Raw genomic sequence first — 22473 nt, forward strand, 5'->3', positions numbered from 1 at the left:
ATCTTCTAAAGTAAAACCTTCTATTTGGTTAAATAAATTTTTACAATCTGTTAAACTAAGCTGTTTAAAATCTTTTATGATCTCCTCTACGTTAGGATCTGGTTCTAGATCTGGTTCATGATCTGGATTGGATAGGGCACTAGTACTAGCAGTAGGGGTATCCTTTAACGGATCCATATGGTGATTATGTTTTTGACAACTCATCATAAATATTAGACTAAATAGTACTATACATGTTAACCGGAACATATGTTTTTTACGTGTAAAATGGTTGAATAAATAAGCTATACATTTGCCCACATGTCTTTATGTAAGCATTGCCCTACTTCAGGGTACAACAAGTTTAAAACATAAACCCTAAAAATCCTAATCTTTATCCAAAACACAATACAGCAAGAAAATATGATTGCTACGCAAGTGAACGAATCTATTTTGATATATGTTATATATGGTTATCTATATCCCTAAATGGGTTCAATGCTTTTTTAATGAGTTCCTCTAATGTAAGTGGCATTATGGCTTGTGCTCTTACCGCTGCAATAGCCTTTTCGGCTACTTTTTGCGTAAGCCCCAAGGTAGTTAAAGCCATTATGGCATCTTGTTCCATACTGTTTACTGCGTTTTGTGCTATGGTATTAGGCGTTACTACATAACGCAATTTTTGAGCTTGATCTGTCAATTCTAATATAAGTCGCTGAGCAGCTTTTGCACCAATACCTTTAATAGAGGTAAGTAACCGCTCATTCTTATCCAGGATAGCATAATGTAATTCTTCTGGAGCAAGGGAAGACAAAATGGTTAAAGCAGTCTTTGGGCCAATGCTACTGACGGAAATAAGCCGCAACCACCATGCCTTCTCTGCTAGCGTATAAAAACCATAAAGGGTAAAAACCTCGCTTTTTACATGCATAGCACTCAACAATGTGCAACGCTCTAATGCTTTTATTTGCGCAAAAGTATATAACGAAATATATAACTCATAGCCTACGCCTCCTACATCTAGGATAACATAAGTTGGCTCTTTGTGCAGTAACTTTCCTATTAGCTGGGCAATCATACATACAATAAGGTAACGCTATTTCTTTTTTTTATTATTAGCCTGAATAGCAGCAGCAACCCTAGATTGAAAAGAAGGTTTTTCACCTTGTTTTGCTCTTTTTTGTTGCGTAGCCATTAATTTTTCCTTAATATCTTCCTGGTTAACAAAATATTTTATAAGCTTTTGTTGTAAAGAGGTCATAACCGTCTGAATAAAATAGTAAAAACTTAGCCCAGCGGGAGAAGAGTTTAGCATAAACATAAAAGCTAAAGGCATAATATAGGATAATCCCTTCATGGGACCTTCTGTAGCGCTACTTTGACTATGATTACTAAAAATGGTTGCTAACACCATTAACAAGGTAAATAAACTTACATGGCTGCCATACACCGGTATAGTAAAAGGAAGTCGTATGATGCTATCATAGGTTGATAAATCATGTGCCCATAAAAAGGGAACCTGCCGTAAAGCAATAGCATTGGGAAAGAAATTAAACATAGCACACAGAATAGGGATTTGCAGTAACATAGGTATACAACTACTCAATGGATTAATGCCTAATTCCCTATAGAAGGCCAATTGTTCAGTTTGTACTTTTTGTAAATTATTCCCATATTTTTCCTTTATCTTATCTAACTCCGGTTTAATGACCTTCATTTTAGCCATAGAAATAAAAGATTTATAGGAAAGTGGAGCCAATAATAATTTGATTATAATAACCACTAAAAAGATGATTAGCCCATAGTTAGAAAAATACTTTTCCAAAAAATAAAAAAGTGGTATAATCAGCCCTTTGTTAACCCATTTGAACACTGCCCACCCCAATGGTAAATTTTGTTCGAATCCTTCAGTAACTTTTTGAAGTGTTTTATAGTCATTGGGCCCAAAGAAGAAGGTAAATGCGCTACGCCCCTCTTCTTTTTCTTTTGCGGATAATGTAAGAGACAATCTTGCCGCCTTGGTTACATCCTGCTTATTTAATATCGGCTCCATACTGATATCTCCTGTAGCAAAAATATCGTCAGCAATAATAGCAGAAGAGAAAAAACGTTGCGTAAGACTTACCCATTTGATCGGCGCTTCTAATTTCTTTTTTTGAGCCTTTGTTGAGCTTTCTTCTAGTCCACCAAATGTCCGATCCGATAAGTAATAATTAATAGTACTTTTAGACATATCTGCTTTACTATCAGCTTCTAGACTCTTCATATCCATCTGCCATTGAAAAGAGGCATTGCATGCTTTGTTTAGGTATTCCTCCATGCCAACGGCTCTCCAAGCGTAATGTATTTTATAGCTATTTCCAGAAAATTCAAAACACTGCTCTAGGTATTGCGATGGGCTCAATGCTAATCGAAAAACTATTGAAGCCTGTTGGGTACCTTTGAGTGTATGGAGGGTATTGGCTGCAGTTTGAAAAAATAAGGCCTGTGTTTCTATAAGAAAATCCTTATAAGGAAAAACAAGACCCATATTGCTTTGCTTATCCAATAACGCTAACTCCTTCCCATCTTTATCTTTGTACTTCTTAAGTACCACTCTTTTTATAGTACCACCTTTGCTACTAAGAAACACTTTAAACAATTCATTTTCAACCGTTATATATTTTTCTTGCCCTTGAAGAGCAGCTGCAAAAGGAAGAGACATCCCGAAATCAGATGGACTTGGCAAACCCAATGGAACCATCTTTTCACTACCAACAGGACATGTAGTAGGCTGGGTTTCTGACTTCGGTTTAAGAATATAAAAATATACCAGAGAAAAACTGGTAGATATCAATAATAATCGAATAATTTTGTTTGTATCCATAACAATAACGGGAAAAGAAAGATGTAAACTAAAAAATCATTAGCCTAGCTGAAATTATGAAATAAAGTTATTATGTTAACCCTATAGCTGCCTCTCTACATTAATAAAGGGACTGACGAATATAATCATTTAAAATACTTATAAAAAATATTATACGCTATAAGCATATTGACCAAAATATTTTTATATAAAACAAAAAGAATTCGTAAAGCATCTTTATGCAAATAGTTTGGAAGTATTATATACAACTGATATTATGACCAAAAATACAGATGGAATTATGGAAACGGATCAGCAAGCACTAGCAATCTGCAAAAGCAGAAAAGGATGATCCCTTTTCTGCGCCTAACAATAGTTTGGATCATCGGAATTATATTGGCCATCTACTACCCAATAAAACTTTCCATTACGCTTGTTCTTTTATGTGCACTCATTACGCTATATATCGGTGCTTTTAAATTTATAAAGGGTAACATTGCACCAGTAGATTTTTCTTGGCTTAACCCAATAGGGCTTCTTGTCCTTCTGGTCATGAGCTATGGAAATGTATTATTGCATGCCGTCCAAAAGCAGCAAAATAGCCTAACTGCATGGTTATCAGTCAATCCAAATTTAGAAGGATATCAAATCTATATTGAAAAGGTTTACAAGGCATCTCGTTATGTTTGTAAAGCTTCTGTAACCCATATACGAAACCATTCAGGCTGGCATAGCAGCAATGGACACCTACGACTTTATTTTTCTAAAAAAGATGCGTATGAACCCATAAAAGGCCATACCTTACTGATCCGTGGCACTCCCGTTCGCAGCCTATATCATAGCCAAATACCACAAGCGCATAGCATTATATCCTTACATAATACGCATCAGCCCCTATATCATCATACTTTACATAAAATGGATAAAGATTTTATTCAGCTGTCAACCCAAAAATCCAAACAAAATCGTACATGGCCTGTAATAATACGTCAATGGTGTAACCAAATTCTTACCACAAAGCTACAAGATACACAAGCCATTGCGATGGTAGAAACGCTCTTATTTGGCCAAAAAGACAGATTTAATCCTCTCATACGCAAAGCCTATATAGATACAGGTACCATTCATGTATTAGCCGTTTCTGGTTTGCATGTAACCATGGTCTATACACTAATAGGTGCTGTTTTTAGATTTTTTTTTACAAAAATGGGATTTTTTACGCTATCAGAAATTTGTACAATGCTTGTGCTTTGGTTATATAGCTGGTTATGTAGCTTTTCTCCGCCTATAGTACGAGCTACTACTATGATCACTATGGCAAGATTAGGTTTTTTAATGCGTAGAGGGTCCAACCATTACAATGGATTGTTTTTTTCTGCTTTTGCCATATTAATATGGAATCCATGCTTACTACTGCATTGCAGTTTTCAACTTTCCTATATGGCAACTTTGGGCATTCTCTATCTGCAACCCCATATCCATAGCGTAATAACCGTAAAAAATTATTGGCTACAAAAAATTTGGACGGCTACTTCCTTATCTATTTCAGCACAAATCAGTACATTACCAATTATTTTGTATTATTTTAAACAATTTCCTCTCTACTTTATTATCGCCAATTGGGCAGTCGTACCCGCTATATTTATGATCCTTATATTGAGCCTTTTATGGCTAGCGGGTAGTTATTTACCCATAGTAGGCACAGTGCTGGGCTTTACCCTAACCAAATTAATTTTTGTAACCAATACCTTTGTCTGTTGGATGGCCCAATGGCCTATGAGCACTTTACAAAATTGCTCTGTAACGGGTTATGAAGTTTTTTTACTATATCTCATATTAATATCTATTTGTTTATTTCTCAAATATAAAAATCTAATCTATCCCCTTCTCATAACTGTATGCATAGCATGTTATGCTGCAGGCGCTATACAATCTACTATAGCAGCTCAACGTCAATGTAAATTGATTTGCTATCATAACTACGCCTTATCTTTTACTTTACAAGATCATAACGGAGATTTAATTTGCCATAATTTACAACCCATCCACAACGTTCCTTATCTACGGCGCTGGTCCGGGGGCATAATGGCAGTCTGGCATGGAAAAGTTATCCTTGCCATCGACTCTATTCCATCTGATTGGTATAGCTGGCATGGCGCTAAACTTGAGGCAGACTACCTCCTAATAAAACAAAAATTGTTAGATGAGATAACTACTTTAGAAAAAGTTGTTAAGTTCCAAACATTGGTAATATATAGCCATACAGCCCATCACCATCAGTTGCGTGATGCGGCTGAAATAAAGTTGCGTGATACGGCTGAAATAAAAAAGATAGACAAAAAACTAAGTACAGACGTTATTTGGCTCAGGCCAGGGATGCAAAAAATGCTAACATGGTCCATAAAGCAATAGACATGCTATAGTAAGAGCCATTGCAAAATGGGCTATTATTTATGGCTATTATTTATTTTTCAGGGTATTAATCCTTATAAGGCCGTTGCAATAGCAAAAAAATTTGATAAAAGAAGCAAGCTACGCATAGTCTACAAGACTGAACAGATACCTTGCTTTATCTTATGTTTACTTTATATTTGTAGTGATCTTTGGTAGTTAACACAATTTTAACATTGCCTTGCTAACATTCCCTTGCTTTTAAATTTTTGAACGGAGTAGATCATCTAAAATAACAAGATATAATAGTAAAAAATATAAAACATTATGCAGAACCATTTCAATCTACATAAGGCATTACATTTCCTGGTATGTAGTATAATTATTTCTTGTCAAAATGGCAAGCAGCATGCTAAGATTACTGATGTCTCTAATGAGCTTTTGTGTAAAATTATAGGGCATCTCTATGACGAAGAGGACATGCAATCATCACGTTTTGTCAATAGACGGTTTAAAAATGTTACAGAAGACGTAGTTAGGAGTCAGTATAAGACTGCCCATAAACCTTATGAAATAAATGGAAGTAGTCAAGCGCTTTTTAGGAAAGGACTTTCTTATGTGAAAAAATTTGGGATACAACATGTTCGTTATCGTGGCCCTATGGATAGGTATCGTATACGTTCCTTAATAAGGCTAGCAGATCTGTTGAACAGGGACGATAGGCCATTGCTATCCCTTCACTTGCTTAACCAAAATAGGGACCCTGTGAACAAGCTTGACCTAGATAGCCTAAATATTGGTGATGCATTAAATTCATTTTTATCGATCTTATCTGATGATACTAAAAATAACTTAAGAGAACTCAATCTAAGAGGTAACCAACTTACCGCTATTCCTGGACTAGAGAACTTAACGCAGCTACAAAAACTTGACATAAGCAATAACCAACTTACAGATATTACTGGATTAGAGAAATTAACGCAGTTAGAAAACCTCTATCTAAGCTATAACCAACTTACAGATATTACTGAATTAGAGAACTTAACGAAGCTAAAAGAACTTCTTATACACGAAAACCAACTTACAGATATTACTGGATTAGAGAAATTAACGCAGCTAAGATTGCTTTTACTATTTAGTAACCAACTTACAGATATTACTGGATTAAAGAACTTAACGCAGCTAGAAAACCTCTATCTAAGCTATAACCAACTTACAGATATTACTGGATTAGAGAAATTAACGCAGCTACAAAAACTTGACATAGGCCATAACCGACTTACAGATATTACTGGATTAGAGAAATTAACGCAATTAGAAGATCTCAACCTAAACCATAACCAACTTACAGATATTACTGGATTAGAGAAATTAACGCAGCTAAGAAGGCTCGACCTAAGCCATAACCAACTTACAGATATTACTGGATTAGAGAAATTAACGCAATTAAAAGATCTCGACCTAAGCCATAACCAACTTACAGATATTACTGGATTAGAGAAATTAACGCAGCTAATATGGCTTTATCTAACCGGTAACCTGATAAATATAAATAACAAGGAAATAGCGGAACTACGGAATAGAGGCGTTAACGTCTCATACTAAATTGAATTTAATCTAACAGTTTATTATATTTTATATATAGCAATATAAACTGTTAGATGATATGGTATCTGTTCAGTGGTGTGGCCTATTCGTATTTTTTCACGTTCGTATTTAGAAATGCGCAATAATGTAATTTTATAAAAAACGCGCCTTGAACAAACAAAATTGCCTAATTAGTTAGTGTATAATTTGCAATTTAAATCTTTTTGTCCCTATATTTGGTACTATATTATTTATAGCAGGTTATTATCCATAATGAAGAATATCCAAAAATAGATAAGTAATTATAGATAAGTAATTTACGATAACTGCATACGATAACTGCAATTTAATTAACACAAAATATTTAAACAATATGACTAACAGAACCAAAACAATATTAACTCCTCTATTGTATAGAACGACCCTAGCTTTAGCCTTAGCTGGATGTAGCAAACAGGTAAGTAATATGAAAAGGGGCTTTTTGCTAACGCCAAAGCAAGAAGTAAAACAAGAGGAAGAACTTCCTGAAATTCCTTCTAACAGCCAATGCCAAGATTCAGCTATACAAGCTAAAGATCCTACAGTTATTTTTAACTACCTTAAACAAGAGGAAGAACTTCCTGAAATTCCTTCTAGCAGCCAATACCAAGATTCAGCTATACAAGCTAAAGATCCTATAGTTATTTTTAACTACCTTAAACAATGGGCTGATAAGGGCATAGTTAACGCCAGTCTAATATACCATCTTTACTCAGAAGCCCTGAAAAGAGCAGCAATTGTAGAAAAAAATGCGACAGTCGCAGAGGCATTTAACGTATCAGCACAAGCATTTCATGAAGCAGCCATAAAAGATTATAATCTCACGCAATATATACTACTTATGTCCCTTAGTAGTGTGGATCTAGTACCATGCCAACTGGCATTAAAGGAATTCCAACAAGCAGCAACTGTATCTTCTACAGTAGAAAACTTGGAGGTAGAGGTAGCAGCAGACAAATATGCAACGTTGATAGAAGGCTTATGGGCAAGATTTAAGGATTTATCAGTCAAAGATAACTCTAAATTTAAAAAAAATGACTTTACATCTAAAATAGTATTAGCCTCAGAAATAGCATCACAAAAAAGAGAAGCATTACTAGCATTGGACCAGGCATTAGTAAAAACAGCGAAAGCATTTAAACTAGCAGCAAGCGTAGCAAGTAATATAAAAGTTAAGGAGTATTTTCAAGAAGCCGCTGCTGCATCTTCGGTAGCAAATAGTAAATTTTGTGAAGCCCATGCTGTATATCTAAAGGAAAATAGCAAAGAAGTAAATTTAACGCTCTTCTTCTCAAGCTTAGCGGAAGTAGCAATAGCAGCGACAAAAGCATATAACACAGATCTTGACACAATCTCCTCAGAATTGCCTAATATGGTTATACAATAATTAACATGGACAAGTAGTAGCGTAGGAAGTTCATCACTATCCGTTCAGTGGTGTGGCCTATTCGTATTTTTTCACGTTCGTATTTAGAAATGCGCAATAATGTAAGTTTATAAAAAACGCGCCTTGAACAAAGTTGTGATTAGAAAAATTCAGTCTGAAAGGTGGTAAAAAATCAGCCTGTTTGAGCCTACTCTTCGTCTTTGAAAAGCTGGCTGCGTTCCGCTTCGGGATTCAGTGTACTCGCATAGTGGGTACTATGCTGCGTGCACTTCACCCTCGCGCGCCTTGCCAGCTTCCCAAATCCATTGAGTAACCGTAGAGGGCGAGTTCTGATTTTCAGCTTTCAGACTGAATTTTTAACAGCTTTGTTCATCAGCGCTTGATTTTTTTTGGCTACTTTTTTTGATCAAGCAAAAAAGTAGCTTTAAAAAAATGGATAAAATCATCAATTATTAGCCATTTACTGTAATCTATAATACCGCTGCCAAACAAGTGAACGGATACCTTATTTGTTTTGTTGACCTATGTAAGAAATGCATATTTTAAATGCACAATGCCTGCATCATATTGCATATCTATACCGTGTCTTATGTTTTGTTTACTTTATAATTTGTAGTGATCTTTGGTAGTTAACACAATTTTAACATTGCCTTGCTAACATTCCCTTGCTTTTAATTTTTGAACGGAGTAGATCATCTAAAATAAAAAATAACAAGATATAATAGTAAAAAATATAAAATATTATGCAGAACCATTCCAATCTACATAAAGCATTACATTTTCTGGCATGTAGTATAGTTATTTCTTGTCAAGAAGGTAAGCAGCATGTTAATATTACTGATGTCTCTAATGAGCTTTTGTGTGAAATTATAGGGCATCTCTATGACGAAGAGGACATGCAATCATCACGTTTTGTCAATAGACGGTTTAAAAATGTTACAGAAGACGTAGTTAGGGAGCGGTATAAGAATGCCCATAAACCTTATGAAATAAATGGAAGTAGTCAAGCGCTTTTTGAGCAAGGACTTTCTTATGCGAAAGCATTTAGGATACAACATGTTCGTTATTGTGGCCCTATGGATGAGAATCGTATACGTTCCTTAATAAGACTAGTAAATCTGTTGAACAGGAACGATAGGCCATTGCTATCCCTTCACTTACTTAACCAAGATAGGGCCCCTTTGGGCGCACTTGACCTAAATGGCCTAAATGTTGGTGATGATGCATTAAATGCATTTTTATCGGTCTTATCTGAGGATACTAAAAATAATTTAAGACATCTCAATCTAAACCATAACCAACTTACGACTATTACTGGATTAGAGAACTTAACGCAGCTAAGATGGCTTTATCTAATCGGTAACCGACTTAGAGCTATTACTGGATTAAAAAAATTAACGCAATTGAAATATCTCAACTTAGGCAATAACCAGCTTACAGATATTACTGAATTAAAGAACTTAACGCACTTAAAATCTCTTTACCTAAACCATAACCAACTTACAGCTATTACTGGATTAGAGAACTTAACGCAGCTACTAGAACTTGACATAAGCAATAACGAACTTACAGCTATTGCTGGATTAAAGAACTTAACGCAGCTAAAATGTCTTTACCTAAACCATAACCAACTTACAGCTATTGCTGGATTAGAGAACTTAACGCAGCTACAAAAACTTTATCTAAACAGTAACCGACTTACAGATATTACTGGATTAGAGGACTTAAGGCAATTAGAATATCTCGTCCTAAGCTATAACCGACTTACAGCTATTATTACTGGATTAGAGAACCTAACGCAGCTAAGATGGCTTTATCTAACCGGTAACCTGATAAATAACAAGGAAATAGCGGAACTACGGAATAGAGGCATTAGCGTCTCGTACTAAATTGAATTGAATTTAATCTAACAGTTTATTATATTTATAGCAATATAAACTGTTAGATGATATGGTATCCGTTTAGTAGTGTGGGCTATGCGTAGTAGTGTGGGCTATGCGTATTCGTGTTCGTACCAATTAGAAATAGTACATATAATGTAAGTTATAGAAAATGCGCCTTGAAAAAACTGTGGAAAGAAAAGAAATGGAAAAAATAAAAGAAAATCAATTTGTCTGAGCTCCGTAGGGGCGAGATTTGATTTTCGGTTTTTTCCATTTCTTTTCAACAGTTTTTTCACCAGCGATTGATTTTTTTTGGCTACTTTTTTGATCAAGCAAAAAAAGTAGCTTTAATTGCTATAATCTATAAAATATGGCTACCATGCAAGTGAACGGATACACTGAAAGACTATAAATATCAGATTACCTTAACCCTACCCTATCTTGCAGATCAAAGATTTTATAGCATTATACCAAGAAAACAAAATTGTACAAAAGCTAAAAGCGTACCTCAAACAGGATCCGCAGCATACAACCCTGCACCCACATCTACGGGGCATCTCAGGAAGCTTAGATGCGCTGCTAATCGCTGCACTACAGCATTACTCCAATCAGCTACAGCTAGTTGTACTCGAAAATAAAGAAGCAGCATGGGCTATTTATGGAGATTTGAGCAATCTAGTACCTGCCCATTCCATTCTGCTGCTGCCTGGTTTAGAAAAGAGAACAGTAGACTCCTCAGCGCATAACAAAATTATTCAACATAAACGAACAGAAATAATACATGCTATCAGTGAAAAAAAATCTATTGCATGGGTGGTTACCCATATAGCAGCGCTATCAGAAAAGATCTTAGACCCATCTCTAATCACTGACATAAGCTCTAAAATAGAAGTAGGTCAAACGTTATCGCTTCAAGAATTAAAAAAAACACTTAGGGCCCAAAGATTTACAAAGGTAGACTTTGTCTATAAGCAAGGCGAATTTGCCATACGCGGAGGCATTATTGATATATATTCCGCTTCTGAATCATTTCCCTACCGGATCACACTATGGGGCAATACCGTTTCCAGCATAGGCATTTTTAATCCTAAAGATCAAAAAACTTTCAAAAAAACAACAACTGTAACCATTTTATCCAATCAAGAAATTATAGCAGAACATCGTTTAGCTTACACTTCCTTTTCCAGTTGTCTACCAGCAGGAACTTGCATCTGGATACAAAATAAAAGTAATGCTTTGGAAGCCCTTCAAAAACTTAACGATACTGTGCCTATTGATCCATTAACCGCTACGCATACCCCCTATGAAACCCGTGAAAGTTTTATAGCCTCTATTGCCCCCTTTCACCAGATTACATTTGGACAAACGCAATCCATTGCTTCAGCTCAGGAGCTGATTATAGATTACGATTCTGAAAAACAACCCTATTTTCAACAAAATTTTAATCTTTTAACTGAAGATCTCTATAAGAGAAATCAACATAACTATAAGGTATTTATTACGGCTATTTCTACAGGGCAATTGGCACGACTCGACGCCATTTTACACGAAAAAGAACCCAAACCAGTCTTTACCCCTCTTCTACTTGGTTTACGAGAAGGTTATATAGATCATACAGCCAAGATAGTCTGCTATGCCGATCATCAAATTTTTAACAGATACTACAGGTATCAACCACCCAAAAGCTACTCCCCTACAGAAGCGTTACTCATAGATACATTTAGCCATTTCCAAATTGGGGATTATGTGGTACACAGTGACTTTGGTATTGGTCGATTTTCTGGATTACACACCTTGCCTATCAATACGCATAAAAAAGAAGCTATTCGACTGATTTACAAAGACAATGACGTGGTCTATGTAAACGTACATGATTTACATAAGATCAGCAAATACACTAGCAAAGATGGCACCGTACCCAATTTGCATAAATTGGGTACGGTTGCCTGGAGTAATAAAAAAAGTGCCGTAAAAAAACAGATCAAAGATATTGCCAAAGAATTGATAACCCTATATGCAGAACGCAAAAAAACTACAGGATTTGCTTTTGGAAAAGATACGGTACTAGATGCAGCATTAGCCGCCTCCTTTTACTATGAAGATACACCAGACCAGGCATTGGCTATTGCTGCTATTAAAGAAGATATGGAACGCCCCGAACCCATGGACCGACTGGTTTGTGGTGATGTAGGATTTGGTAAAACAGAGGTAGCGATTCGTGCCGCTTTTAAAGCAGCAGAATATGGTAAACAAGTTGCCTTACTGGTGCCTACTACTATTTTAGCTTTACAACATTATAACACTTTTATCAATAGACTGGCGAATCTACCGATTCGAGTCAATTATATCAATCGTTTTAAAACCAAGCAAGAAATTCAGCAAACGCTAGCTTATACGGCTTCTGGTAAGATAGATATCCTTATTGGTACACACAAACTGCTTATGCGAGATGTAAAGTTTAAAGATTTAGGATTGCTGATTATCGATGAAGAACAGAAATTTGGCGTAAGTGCTAAAGAAAAACTCAAACAGCTACGCTTAAACGTAGATACCTTAACTTTAACCGCTACACCTATTCCACGCACCCTTCATTTTTCTTTGATGGGTGCAAGGGATTTAAGTATGCTTACCACACCCCCTGCCAATAGGCGTCCTGTTAAAACAACGTTATATCACTTTGATTTGAAAATTATTAAGGCTGCTATAGAAGCTGAAATAGCCCGCAATGGGCAGGTATTTTTCCTACACAATAAGGTAAATAACATTAACGCCATAGCGCAAACCTTAGCAAGCTTATTACCCACTGCTCGCATTTGTGTAGCCCATGGTCAAATGACCGGCTCTACCCTTGAAGAAAAGATATTACAGTTTATAGCAGGACGTTACGATGTATTAGTAGCCACCAGTATTATAGAATCTGGCATGGATATCCCCAATGCTAACACCATTATCATCAATGATAGTCATCTCTTGGGTCTTGCTGATATACATCAAATACGTGGAAGAGTAGGGCGTTCTAATACCCAAGCCTTTTGTTACCTATTGATCCCCGAAAATATTAATCTTACACCAGAAGCAAAACTCAGGCTAGCTGCATTGGAAGAATTATCAGAATTAGGTGATGGTTTTAAACTGGCTATGAGGGATTTAGACATACGTGGTGCTGGCAACCTATTCGGAGCAGCCCAAAGTGGATTTATGGCAGATATTGGTTGTGAGACCTACTATAAAATATTAGAAGATGCTATAGAAGAGGTCAAAAATAAAGATTTTAAAACGTTATTTACCAAAGATCCAAAAACAACACGACCCTACAGCGAATGTTCTATTGAAACCGATTACGAAGCGCTTTTACCATCAACATATGTTCAAAATACAGCTCAGCGGATGTTGCTCTATACAAGGTTAAGTAAAATTAAAGATAATAATCAATTAAACCTCTTTAAAGAAGAGCTAGTAGATAGATTTGGTCCCCTACCCATTCCCGTAGAAACCTTATTGGAAACGATACCACTTCGCTGGGAAGCACAACGAATTGGTTTTCAAAAACTTTCATTAAAGGGCCAAATCTTATGTTGTTACTTAGGATCTGATTTTCAGAAAAGAAACCAAGAAATGTGGGATTATATTATCCAATATATTCAACAAAACGCAACTTGCTGTCAATTAAAAAAGATAGAAGGTAATCTAATCTTTACTATTAATACACAGATCAATAGCATTGTTTCGGCAAAGAATCTACTAGCTACCATAGGTACCCCTCTGGATATTATATAAAATTGCTAGTATTCAACCAACCGTATTGTTCACTTGCATGGCAGCGATATTATAGATTGTATCTGTTTAGTTTAATCAGCACGCAATAATGGATTTACTCATACACAACTTCGCCTTCACATTGATCTCGACTCAATTTTGTCTTTAAAGGATTTTCATATATGTATTCTTTTTCCTTTAAATATGCGTATTCTTTTTCTTTTAATTCTTTATTTTCTCTCGAAAATTCTTCACATATCTCCCTTAGATATGCAAGTTCCTCTTCTGCTTTTTCTCGTTTCTTTATTTCATTCTTAAGCTCATTGGAAAGCTGATTGTTTGTGTTCTGTACACGTTCCATATTACCATCTATCACTATACATGGACCGAGCTCGTTTAATTCATTTTTCAAATTAGCGTTTGCCTGCTGAAGGTCTTCTACCTGTTTTTTTGACTTGTCTAATTTTCCATCCTTTTTTATTAATTCCTTTCTCCACTTGTCAGCTTCTTTATTAGATTTTTTTGTTTGCTCATTTTCTTTTTTGTTTTCAATTTTGCGATTTAATTTTAATAGATCATTGTAATATGTCAGTAATTCATTATCAATTCTTAAATCGCTATTATCAGTTCTTAAATCGCTATTATCAATTCTTAAATCGCTTATGTTCTCTTGTAACATGGCTATTATAGCCTGATATCCAGCTATTTCATCCTGATATTCCGCTTGAGATGCTTGAAATGCTTCCCAAGACTCACAAACCTCTTCTTTAATATTTTTAATTTCTTTTATTCCAGCCTTATCATCTGTTGGATTGTTTTTTCTAAAATCATTTTCCGAACAATCAAGACCGGCTAGAAGCGATTCGTTTATATCTCTTTCTTTCGAAATACGCGTTTCTAACTTCTTTTTTATATTATTTAGCACTTCTATATCTTCAAGATATCTTTTCAAGATAGTTTTCAACTTTAATATTCCATCGTCCTTTTTCTTATTAGATCCTTTTAATGTATTGTTTTCATTCTCTAAACAGTTTACCCTAACATCGGTTTCCTGCAATTTTTTTTCCAAATCAAGCCGAATTGTTTCCTTTTCTGCTAATAATTTTCCTAATTCTTCTATTGTATCGGTTGCATCAGTCAACTTTTGCTCACTTTCGTTAAGCTTTTTTTTTACCGTTTCGTCTGAATGGTTACCTATTCCATAGGAATAAACGTATGATTCTCCTGGCCATGCTTCTATAGCGTCAAGTTTTTTAATGAGTTTTTGATATAACTCTTCTACTTCTACTTGTTTTGCATTTTCCCCTTCACTTAAAGCTATTTTTAATTCTTTAAACCCTTCCTCAACTGCCTGATACAGCTTTTCTGTTTGTGCTGCACCATTTAACGCTTCTTGCTTACTTTGCTTCATATTAATGTCTACCTCTTGCAGCTTTTGCATAATTTTTTCATTATTTCCTACTCCTACTCCTCTTCCGCAGGATGAATACGCGCTAAAAATGAAGCTGTTAAACAAGGCGACCAGAAGGGCACCCAGTTGTGGGGGAGAAATTTTATTTCTAGTATTTCTAGTTTGCATTGTATTATTTGTTAATGTGATACACTGGTTCAGTAAATCAATCGATGACGCTCCGATCGTACATTGATTGAAAAATATATTTGCTAAGTTGTAAAAAAAAAACTAAACCAGCAAATTTTCTTGGTAAAAACGTAGTAAAAATAATCCATTAACCCTGCTAGGGTAGCATAATGCATACCAACCCATTATATTTGTATCATCAAACCAATGAGAAATAACCAAAGCAATTTTTTATGCCTAAAAACTTAAAAAAATGACCATACGCCCTTTTACCTTAATCCTATAATTTTTTGGAACGAGAAAAATATTGGCAAGAACTTTGGACGGAACAAAAATTATATAGCTGGAGTCTAGACGGATGTTTAGTCCCATATTGGTATCCGTTCACTCAATGGCGTCAACTTAAGGCAATTCATGATTAGCCTACCCTCCTATTCTACTTGGTTATCAATAACAGCTAAACCTTAAGTTGACGCCATTGTCCGTTCACTTGCGTGGCAGCCATATTTTATAGATTATTGAAGATTTTATTCATTTTTTTAAAAAAAACTACTTCTTTTAAAGCTACTTTTTTTGCTTGATCAAAAAAAGTAGCCCAAAAAAAACAAGCGCTGGTAAACAAAGCTGTTGAAAAATTCAGTCTGCAAGCTGAAAATCAAAACTCGCCCTTTACGGTTACTCAATGGATTTGGAAAGCTGGCAAGGCGCGCGAGGGTGAAGCGCACGCAGCATAGTACCCACTATGCGAGTACACTGAATCCCGAAGCGGAACGCAGCCAGCTTTTCAAAGACGAAGAGTAGACTCAAACAGGCTGATTTTCTACTACCTTTCAGACTGAAATTTTCTAATCACAACTTTGTTCAAGGCGCATTTTTATGATCTTGCATTATTGCGCTATGTCTAATGAGTACGAATCCGGATACGGATATACCCCGCAAGCTATCAAGCAACATGCTGAAGCGGTAGAAGGCTAAACCATGTCGTGTTATTTCCTATTGCAACGGCCTCAAAATGTCTATGATGTCAATAGATTCCCTGCATTAAGAAAAAGTTTGTTTTTATCCAGTTCGCTTTTCTCCTTAGGACACTTGTTTTTATGCAACCTTTTATCATGATTTATAAGCTCTTCTATATCTATATCTGCTGATTCACCTGAATGATTTTCTTTAAATTCATTTTCATTAGTATCAGCTTCTTTAGTAGACCCTTTTTCATTTTCTTTCTTTCTTTTTGCTTCATTTTTCCTTCTTTCTCTTTGTTTATCTAGTTGATTCCGCTTCGTTAGAATGTCTTGCATATTTATCTCTGGTCTATTATTTTCTTCCCTTTGCTCCTCAAGTGTAGATCCATACCATTTAACATTTTTAAATCGTTTATTCTTATTCTTTAATAACTCTGCTAAACCTGGAGGAGGTGGTGGTGCAGGTGGTGGTGGTCCAGAAGGCACATTTTTACCGCGAATTTTTTCTTTTAATTCTTTTATTTCATTCATTGCGTCATACAACTTTCGCTGTAAATCACTATATTCGGTTTTAAGATTCTCCTTTTCAGCGTCTCTTTCCGAAAAATGCGCTTCTACATCAGGGTCACTATTTGCTCTTGCTTCTATTTCTTTTTCTAATTCTTTTATTTTATTTTTCAAATCATTACATTCGGTTTGAAGATTTTCCTTTTCAGCGTCTTTTTCCGAAAAACACGCTCCTAAATCAGGGTGACTGTTGTCTCTTGCTTCTATTTCTTTTTCTAATTCTTTTATTTTATTTATTGCGTCATCCAATTTTCGCCCACTGTCTTCAAGTTTTTTTTGATTTGCATGCTGTTCCTCGCTTAAAGCTATTTCTAATTCTTTTTCTTTAGAACCGTTCTCAACGGTTTGAGGCAACGCTTCTATTTGTACTGTATCATTTAACACCTCTTGCTTACGCTGCTTTATATGAACGTCTACCGCTTGCGGCTTTTGCATAATTTTTTTATTACCTCTTCCACAGGATAAACTAGCGCTAAAAATGAAGATGCTAGGCAAGACGACCAAAAGGGAACCCAGTTGTGAGGGGGGGATTTTATTTCTAGTATTTCTAGTTTGCATTATATTATTATTTGTTAATGTAGTACACTGGTTCAATCAATCAATGACGTTTCGATCGTACATTTATTGAAAAATATATTCGCCAACTTAAAAAAAAAAACTAAACCAGCAAATTTTTTGGGTAAAATGTAATAAAAATAATCTATTAATGCTGCTAGGGTAGCATAATACATACCAACCCATTATATTTGTATTATCAAACCAATAAGAAACAACCAGAGCCATTTTTTAGTGTCCGTTCACGACCCTGTAAAGGATAAGGATAGCGCTTGATTTTTTTTGGCTACTTTTTTGATCAAGCAAAAAAGTGACAAATAATTTAGTAATGAAATAATTTAGTAATGAAATAATTTAGTAATGAAATAATTTAGTAATGAAATAATTAAATTAAAAATATTTCTACCACGCAAGTGAACAAACAATGGCGTCAACTTAAGGTTTAGCTGTTATTGATAACCAAGTAGAATAGGAGGGTAGGCTAATCATGAATTGCCTTAAGTTGACGCCATTGAGTGAACAAATACATTTTTTATGCCTACAAATTAAAAAAATGACCATACGCCCTTTACCTCCATCCTATAATTTTTTGGAACGAGAAAAATATTGGCAACAATTTTGGACGGAACAAAAACTATATAAATGGAATCCCGTATCCGCTCGTGTAGATACGTTTGTAGTAGATACACCTCCACCCTCTATTTCAGGATATCTCCATATAGGGCATGTCTGTAGTTATACACAAGCTGATTTTATAGTCCGATTCCAACGCATGCTGGGCAAAAATATTTTTTATCCAATGGGATTTGATGACAATGGTTTGCCCACGGAACGATTAGTAGAAAAACAAAAAGGAGTTCGTGCAGCAAATATGGCTAGAGAGGATTTTATAGCCCTGTGCCAGGAAGTAGTGATAACTGAAGAAGAAAAATTTAGAACCCTTTTTAAAACTATGGCGCTTTCAGTCGATTGGGAACTTGCATACCAGACCATTAGTCCATTATCCCGTAAAATTTCACAAATGTCTTTTTTGGCACTCTTAGCTAAAGGTGAAATATACCGCAGTACACAACCCATGCTATGGGACCCAGTAGATGGCACAGCACTGGCACAGGCTGATATTGAAGAGCAAGAACGCACTGGATATATCCACGACATTCTTTTTTGTCACGAAGCTACTAACGAGCCTCTATGCATCGCTACTACTAGGCCAGAGCTGTTACCCGCTTGTGTAGCGGTATTTTACCATCCAAGTGATCTGCGCTACCAACATTTAGCCAATAGCTATGCTATCACGCCCTTCTTTAATATAAGGGTACCTATTCTAACGGATGAGCTAGTACAGCCTGATAAAGGTACTGGATTGGTTATGTGTTGTACATTTGGGGACCAAACTGATATTTTGTGGTGGAAAAAGCATCAGCTACCTACGCATATCATCCTTAACAAACAAGGGATACTTACGGCTAACCATACGGGTCCTCTTAAAGGGCTAAAGGTAACAGCAGCACGTGAAAAAATCATTCAAATTTTAAAAGAAAAGGGGCTTTTGGTACAAAATAGACCCATATGCCAATCTGTAAAGTGTGCGGAACGCTCTGGAGCACCATTGGAAATTCTTACTATTCCACAATGGTTTGTACGCACATTAGTGCATAAAAATGCCATTCTCGCTAAGGCTAATAAGCTAAAATGGCACCCAGACTCGATGAGAAATAGGCTTGAAATATGGATAAATAACCTTACTTCGGATTGGTGTATTAGCCGTCAACGCTATTTTGGAGTTCCTTTTCCCATTTGGTACTCTAAACGCTCCGGAGAAGAGAACAAAATTTTAGTTCCGACGATAGATCAATTACCGGTTAATCCGCTACAGGATTTACCAATAGGCTATACCAGAGAAGAAGTAGAACCAGACTATGATGTAATGGATACTTGGGCTACTAGTAGTATTTCGCCCCAACTTTCTACCCATGCGATTAACCAAGATTTTAGTATAGACTATAAAAGGCATACCCAGTTGTTTCCAATGGATTTGAGACCGCAAGCGCATGAAATTATACGTACTTGGACTTTTTATACTTTACTCAAAGCGCATTTACATGAAAATAGTCTTCCTTGGAAAAACATTATGATCAATGGCTGGTGCCTAGCCCCCGATAAGCAAAAAATGTCTAAATCGAAAGGAAATGTTATAGTTCCTGAAGCCCTTCTGGCCCAATATGGTGCCGATGTAATACGCTATTGGTCGGCCAATGCCCGCTTAGGAACAGATACTTGCTATTGTGAAAATGTAATGAAAAATGGAAAACGGCTGGTGACCAAACTATGGCATGCAGCTAGATGTATAGCACAACATGTTAGCAAACTAGAAGAAGAAGTATTAACCCTCCCATTTCAAATTACGCAAGAAAAAGTTACCCATACCCTAGATAAATGGCTGTTGCACGATCTAACCAATCTGGTAGAAAAGGCTTATAGGCACTTTCTAGCTTATGCCTATACCGAAGCATTGGTAGGAGTAGAAAAGTTTTTTTGGTCTGTTTTTTGTGATGATTACCTTGAAATAAGCAAAGCTAGGGCTTACAACGAAATAAACATGGATAACCAAGGCCAGCATAGTGCTATTATAACACTGTACCATACTTTTTATGTGCTATTACAGCTGTTTGCCCCTATTTTACCGCATATCACCGAAGAACTTTCCCAGTGGCTCTATCCACATAAAGGATCTATACATCAAACTGGAAATTGGCCTAAAGAGCCATTACATGCTTCTTTAAATCAAATGCAACTGGATCAGGTAGATCAACTTAGGGAAGTTATTAGTTTAGTACGTAAGGCCAAAACAGATCAAAAAGTATCTATAAAGGCAGCTATTCAGCTGCTTACGATTAGCGGTGCCATTTTAGATGAAGCGTTACTGACAGATCTAAAAACAGTTACCACTACAACAGAAGTGGTATTTAGCAAGACACCATTGCATCATCCAGGTTTGCAAATGGTAGGAAAAAAATGTTCCATATGGATACAGTTTGCATATAAAAAATAATATTTCATAGTATCCTTTTTTCTTGATAAGAGGAACCAAATTTGCATCTCATAATGTATAATTATTTTCTAATTTTTTCCGTTGTGCTTCTATAACCGCGTCTTCAATTTTTTCAAATAATAAGGTAGGTACTGCTAATCGTTCTCCTGCCTTTACCAAATGAGCGATTTCTACCTCATCCCAGCCTACTGATTTTAATCCCAGCATAATGGCTATTTTATCACTAGTGGTAGGTAAAAAAGGTTTGATCAACAAAGCTATCGTAGCTATAAGCTGTAGGGCAATATGTAATACTGTTCCAGCGGCTTCTGGGGAACTTTTTACCAAATGCCATGGGGCTCTATCTGTTAGGTATTTATTGCCCAAGGCAGCATAGCCCATACAGAACTGCAGTGCTTCTTTAAATTTAAATTGTTCTATTTCATCACCAACTGTTGTAAAAGAAGCGGTTAACGTATCAAGTAAAGTTTGATCAGCTATACTAGGGTGCATGTTTGGCGGAACTATTCCCTTAAAATATCGGTGTACCAAACTTACTGTTCTATTAACTAGATTACCCAGGTTCGCTACCAGCTCATTATTGTTTTTATTTTGGAAATCTTTCCAAGTAAAGTCGCTGTCTTTGTTCTCTGGTGCGATAGTGCAAAGTACATAACGTAACACATCTTCTTTTCCTTGAAAATCTTCTAAATAATCGTTTAGCCAAACAGCGTGGTTGCGGGAAGTAGAAAATTTTTTACCTTCTAAATTTAAAAATGCATTAGCTGGTATCTGTTGAGGTAAAATAAATTGGCCATGCGCTTTGAGCATAACAGGAAAAATAATACAGTGAAATACAATATTGTCCTTTCCTAGAAAATGTATGAGTGTGGTATTGGGATCTTTCCAAAAAGGTTCCCACGCTACTTGTTGTGCTTTTGCCCATTCTTTGGTTGCACTAATATAGCCAATGGGCGCATCGAACCAAACATAGAGTACTTTCCCCTGTCCTTCAGGTAGGGGTACAGGAATGCCCCACGTTAAATCACGGGTTACAGCACGCGGTCGTAGCCCTTGGTCTAACCAGCCTTTACACTGACCATACACATTGGTTTTAAAATCTTTATGCTCTTCTAAAATCCATTTTTTAAGCCAATCTGCATATTTGTGTAGCGGTAAGTACCAATGCTTGGTTGATTTTAAAATAGGCTTCTCTCCACTAATGGCAGAAACAGGTGCTATTAATTCTTCTGGGCTCAGGGTGCTTCCACAAGCTTCACATTGATCTCCATAAGCATTGGGGTTATGGCAGTGCGGACAGCTACCTTTGATATATCGATCAGATAGAAATTGCTGATGAATAGGGTCATAGTATTGTGCTGTTTCCGCTACTTCGAATATGCCTTTTTGGTGCAAATTCTTAAAAAAATCGGTGGCTGTGTCATAATGCGTGGGAGAGGAAGTTCTGGCAAAAATATCATAACTTATACCCAATTTTTCAAGCGATTTCTTATTTAAGGCATGGTATTTATCTACTACTTTTTGCGGCGTAGTACCTTCTTGCTGGGCACGAACCGTCACTGGAACCCCATGCTCATCAGATCCACTAATAAAAATGACGGAAGCTTTTTTTTGCCTTAAATAGCGAACATAAATATCAGCCGGAAGATGCGCACCAGCCACATGGCCTAAGTGAATGGGTCCATTGGCGTAGGGAAGCGCAGCAGTAATGGTATATCTTTTTTTGCTATGCATCTTAATTATGATAATACAAATATTTCGTACAAAAAATGCAGTACAGAATGTCCGAAGTCGTTTTGGCGCACCCATGTAATATTTGTCCCATAATGCTTCTGTTGTTGGTAAGTTTTTACAAAATACACAATTATAATTTACTTCACCACAATCTGGG

At 36.1% G+C, this 22473-nt stretch carries 11 protein-coding genes; 6 read left to right on the top strand and 5 right to left on the bottom strand.

Annotated elements, in window-relative coordinates; all coding sequences use genetic code 11:
• Positions 1-442: 442 nt before the first annotated feature.
• Together ruvA and yidC are read right to left on the bottom strand one after the other, a co-directional pair.
• Complete coding sequence (gene ruvA / locus EDM02_RS04685) at positions 443-1057, bottom strand: Holliday junction branch migration protein RuvA (protein WP_123663478.1); 615 nt, start codon at positions 1055-1057, stop codon at positions 443-445.
• 18 nt (positions 1058-1075) lie between these two features.
• Positions 1076-2845 carry a membrane protein insertase YidC gene (gene yidC, locus EDM02_RS04690; protein WP_123663481.1) on the bottom strand — a complete coding sequence of 590 codons (1770 nt, stop codon included), beginning with the start codon at positions 2843-2845 and terminating at the stop codon, positions 1076-1078.
• A gap of 327 nt (positions 2846-3172) precedes the next feature.
• Here yidC and EDM02_RS04695 point away from each other — a divergent pair, with 327 nt between their 5' ends.
• The 5 genes from EDM02_RS04695 (at position 3173) to mfd (ending at position 13888) form a co-directional block, all read left to right on the top strand.
• Entirely contained in the window at positions 3173-5236 is a 2064-nt protein-coding gene (locus EDM02_RS04695; protein ID WP_123663483.1) for a ComEC/Rec2 family competence protein, read from the top strand.
• Between the two features lie 306 nt (positions 5237-5542).
• Positions 5543-6820: a leucine-rich repeat domain-containing protein gene (locus EDM02_RS04700; protein WP_123663485.1), complete on the top strand. Its 1278-nt coding sequence runs from the start codon at positions 5543-5545 to the stop codon at positions 6818-6820.
• 355 nt (positions 6821-7175) lie between these two features.
• On the top strand, positions 7176-8228 hold the full coding sequence (locus EDM02_RS04705) for a hypothetical protein (RefSeq protein WP_123663487.1): 1053 nt from the start codon (positions 7176-7178) through the stop codon (positions 8226-8228).
• A gap of 743 nt (positions 8229-8971) precedes the next feature.
• Complete coding sequence (locus tag EDM02_RS04710; RefSeq protein WP_123663489.1) at positions 8972-10117, top strand: leucine-rich repeat domain-containing protein; 1146 nt, start codon at positions 8972-8974, stop codon at positions 10115-10117.
• 435 nt (positions 10118-10552) lie between these two features.
• Positions 10553-13888 carry a transcription-repair coupling factor gene (mfd, locus tag EDM02_RS04715; protein WP_184891150.1) on the top strand — a complete coding sequence of 1112 codons (3336 nt, stop codon included), beginning with the start codon at positions 10553-10555 and terminating at the stop codon, positions 13886-13888.
• A 94-nt stretch (positions 13889-13982) separates the two neighbouring features.
• Here the strand turns inward: mfd and EDM02_RS04720 are convergent, their stop codons facing one another.
• Positions 13983-15446: a coiled-coil domain-containing protein gene (locus tag EDM02_RS04720; RefSeq protein ID WP_123663492.1), complete on the bottom strand. Its 1464-nt coding sequence runs from the start codon at positions 15444-15446 to the stop codon at positions 13983-13985.
• A 1016-nt stretch (positions 15447-16462) separates the two neighbouring features.
• Positions 16463-17410 carry a hypothetical protein gene (locus EDM02_RS04725; protein WP_123663493.1) on the bottom strand — a complete coding sequence of 316 codons (948 nt, stop codon included), beginning with the start codon at positions 17408-17410 and terminating at the stop codon, positions 16463-16465.
• 607 nt (positions 17411-18017) lie between these two features.
• Here EDM02_RS04725 and EDM02_RS04730 point away from each other — a divergent pair.
• The gene (locus EDM02_RS04730) at positions 18018-20582 is read left to right on the top strand and encodes a valine--tRNA ligase (RefSeq protein WP_221179614.1); all 2565 of its coding nucleotides are present in this window, start codon (positions 18018-18020) and stop codon (positions 20580-20582) included.
• Between the two features lie 48 nt (positions 20583-20630).
• Here the strand turns inward: EDM02_RS04730 and metG are convergent, their stop codons facing one another.
• Positions 20631-22316: a methionine--tRNA ligase gene (gene metG, locus EDM02_RS04735; protein ID WP_123663494.1), complete on the bottom strand. Its 1686-nt coding sequence runs from the start codon at positions 22314-22316 to the stop codon at positions 20631-20633.
• Between the last annotated feature and the right edge of the window lie 157 nt (positions 22317-22473).

It is taken from the genome of Candidatus Cardinium hertigii (assembly GCF_003788695.1).

Bases quoted from the DNA above. Each gene is read 5' to 3' on its own strand.
- EDM02_RS04710 (WP_123663489.1), top strand. From the start codon at position 8,972: ATGCAGAACCATTCCAATCTACATAAAGCATTACATTTTCTGGCATGT.
- EDM02_RS04720 (WP_123663492.1), bottom strand. From the start codon at position 15,446: ATGCAAACTAGAAATACTAGAAATAAAATTTCTCCCCCACAACTGGGT.
- EDM02_RS04705 (WP_123663487.1), top strand. From the start codon at position 7,176: ATGACTAACAGAACCAAAACAATATTAACTCCTCTATTGTATAGAACG.
- yidC (WP_123663481.1), bottom strand. From the start codon at position 2,845: ATGGATACAAACAAAATTATTCGATTATTATTGATATCTACCAGTTTT.
- EDM02_RS04695 (WP_123663483.1), top strand. From the start codon at position 3,173: ATGATCCCTTTTCTGCGCCTAACAATAGTTTGGATCATCGGAATTATA.
- EDM02_RS04725 (WP_123663493.1), bottom strand. From the start codon at position 17,410: ATGCAAAAGCCGCAAGCGGTAGACGTTCATATAAAGCAGCGTAAGCAA.
- EDM02_RS04730 (WP_221179614.1), top strand. From the start codon at position 18,018: ATGAATTGCCTTAAGTTGACGCCATTGAGTGAACAAATACATTTTTTA.
- EDM02_RS04700 (WP_123663485.1), top strand. From the start codon at position 5,543: ATGCAGAACCATTTCAATCTACATAAGGCATTACATTTCCTGGTATGT.
- ruvA (WP_123663478.1), bottom strand. From the start codon at position 1,057: ATGATTGCCCAGCTAATAGGAAAGTTACTGCACAAAGAGCCAACTTAT.
- metG (WP_123663494.1), bottom strand. From the start codon at position 22,316: ATGCATAGCAAAAAAAGATATACCATTACTGCTGCGCTTCCCTACGCC.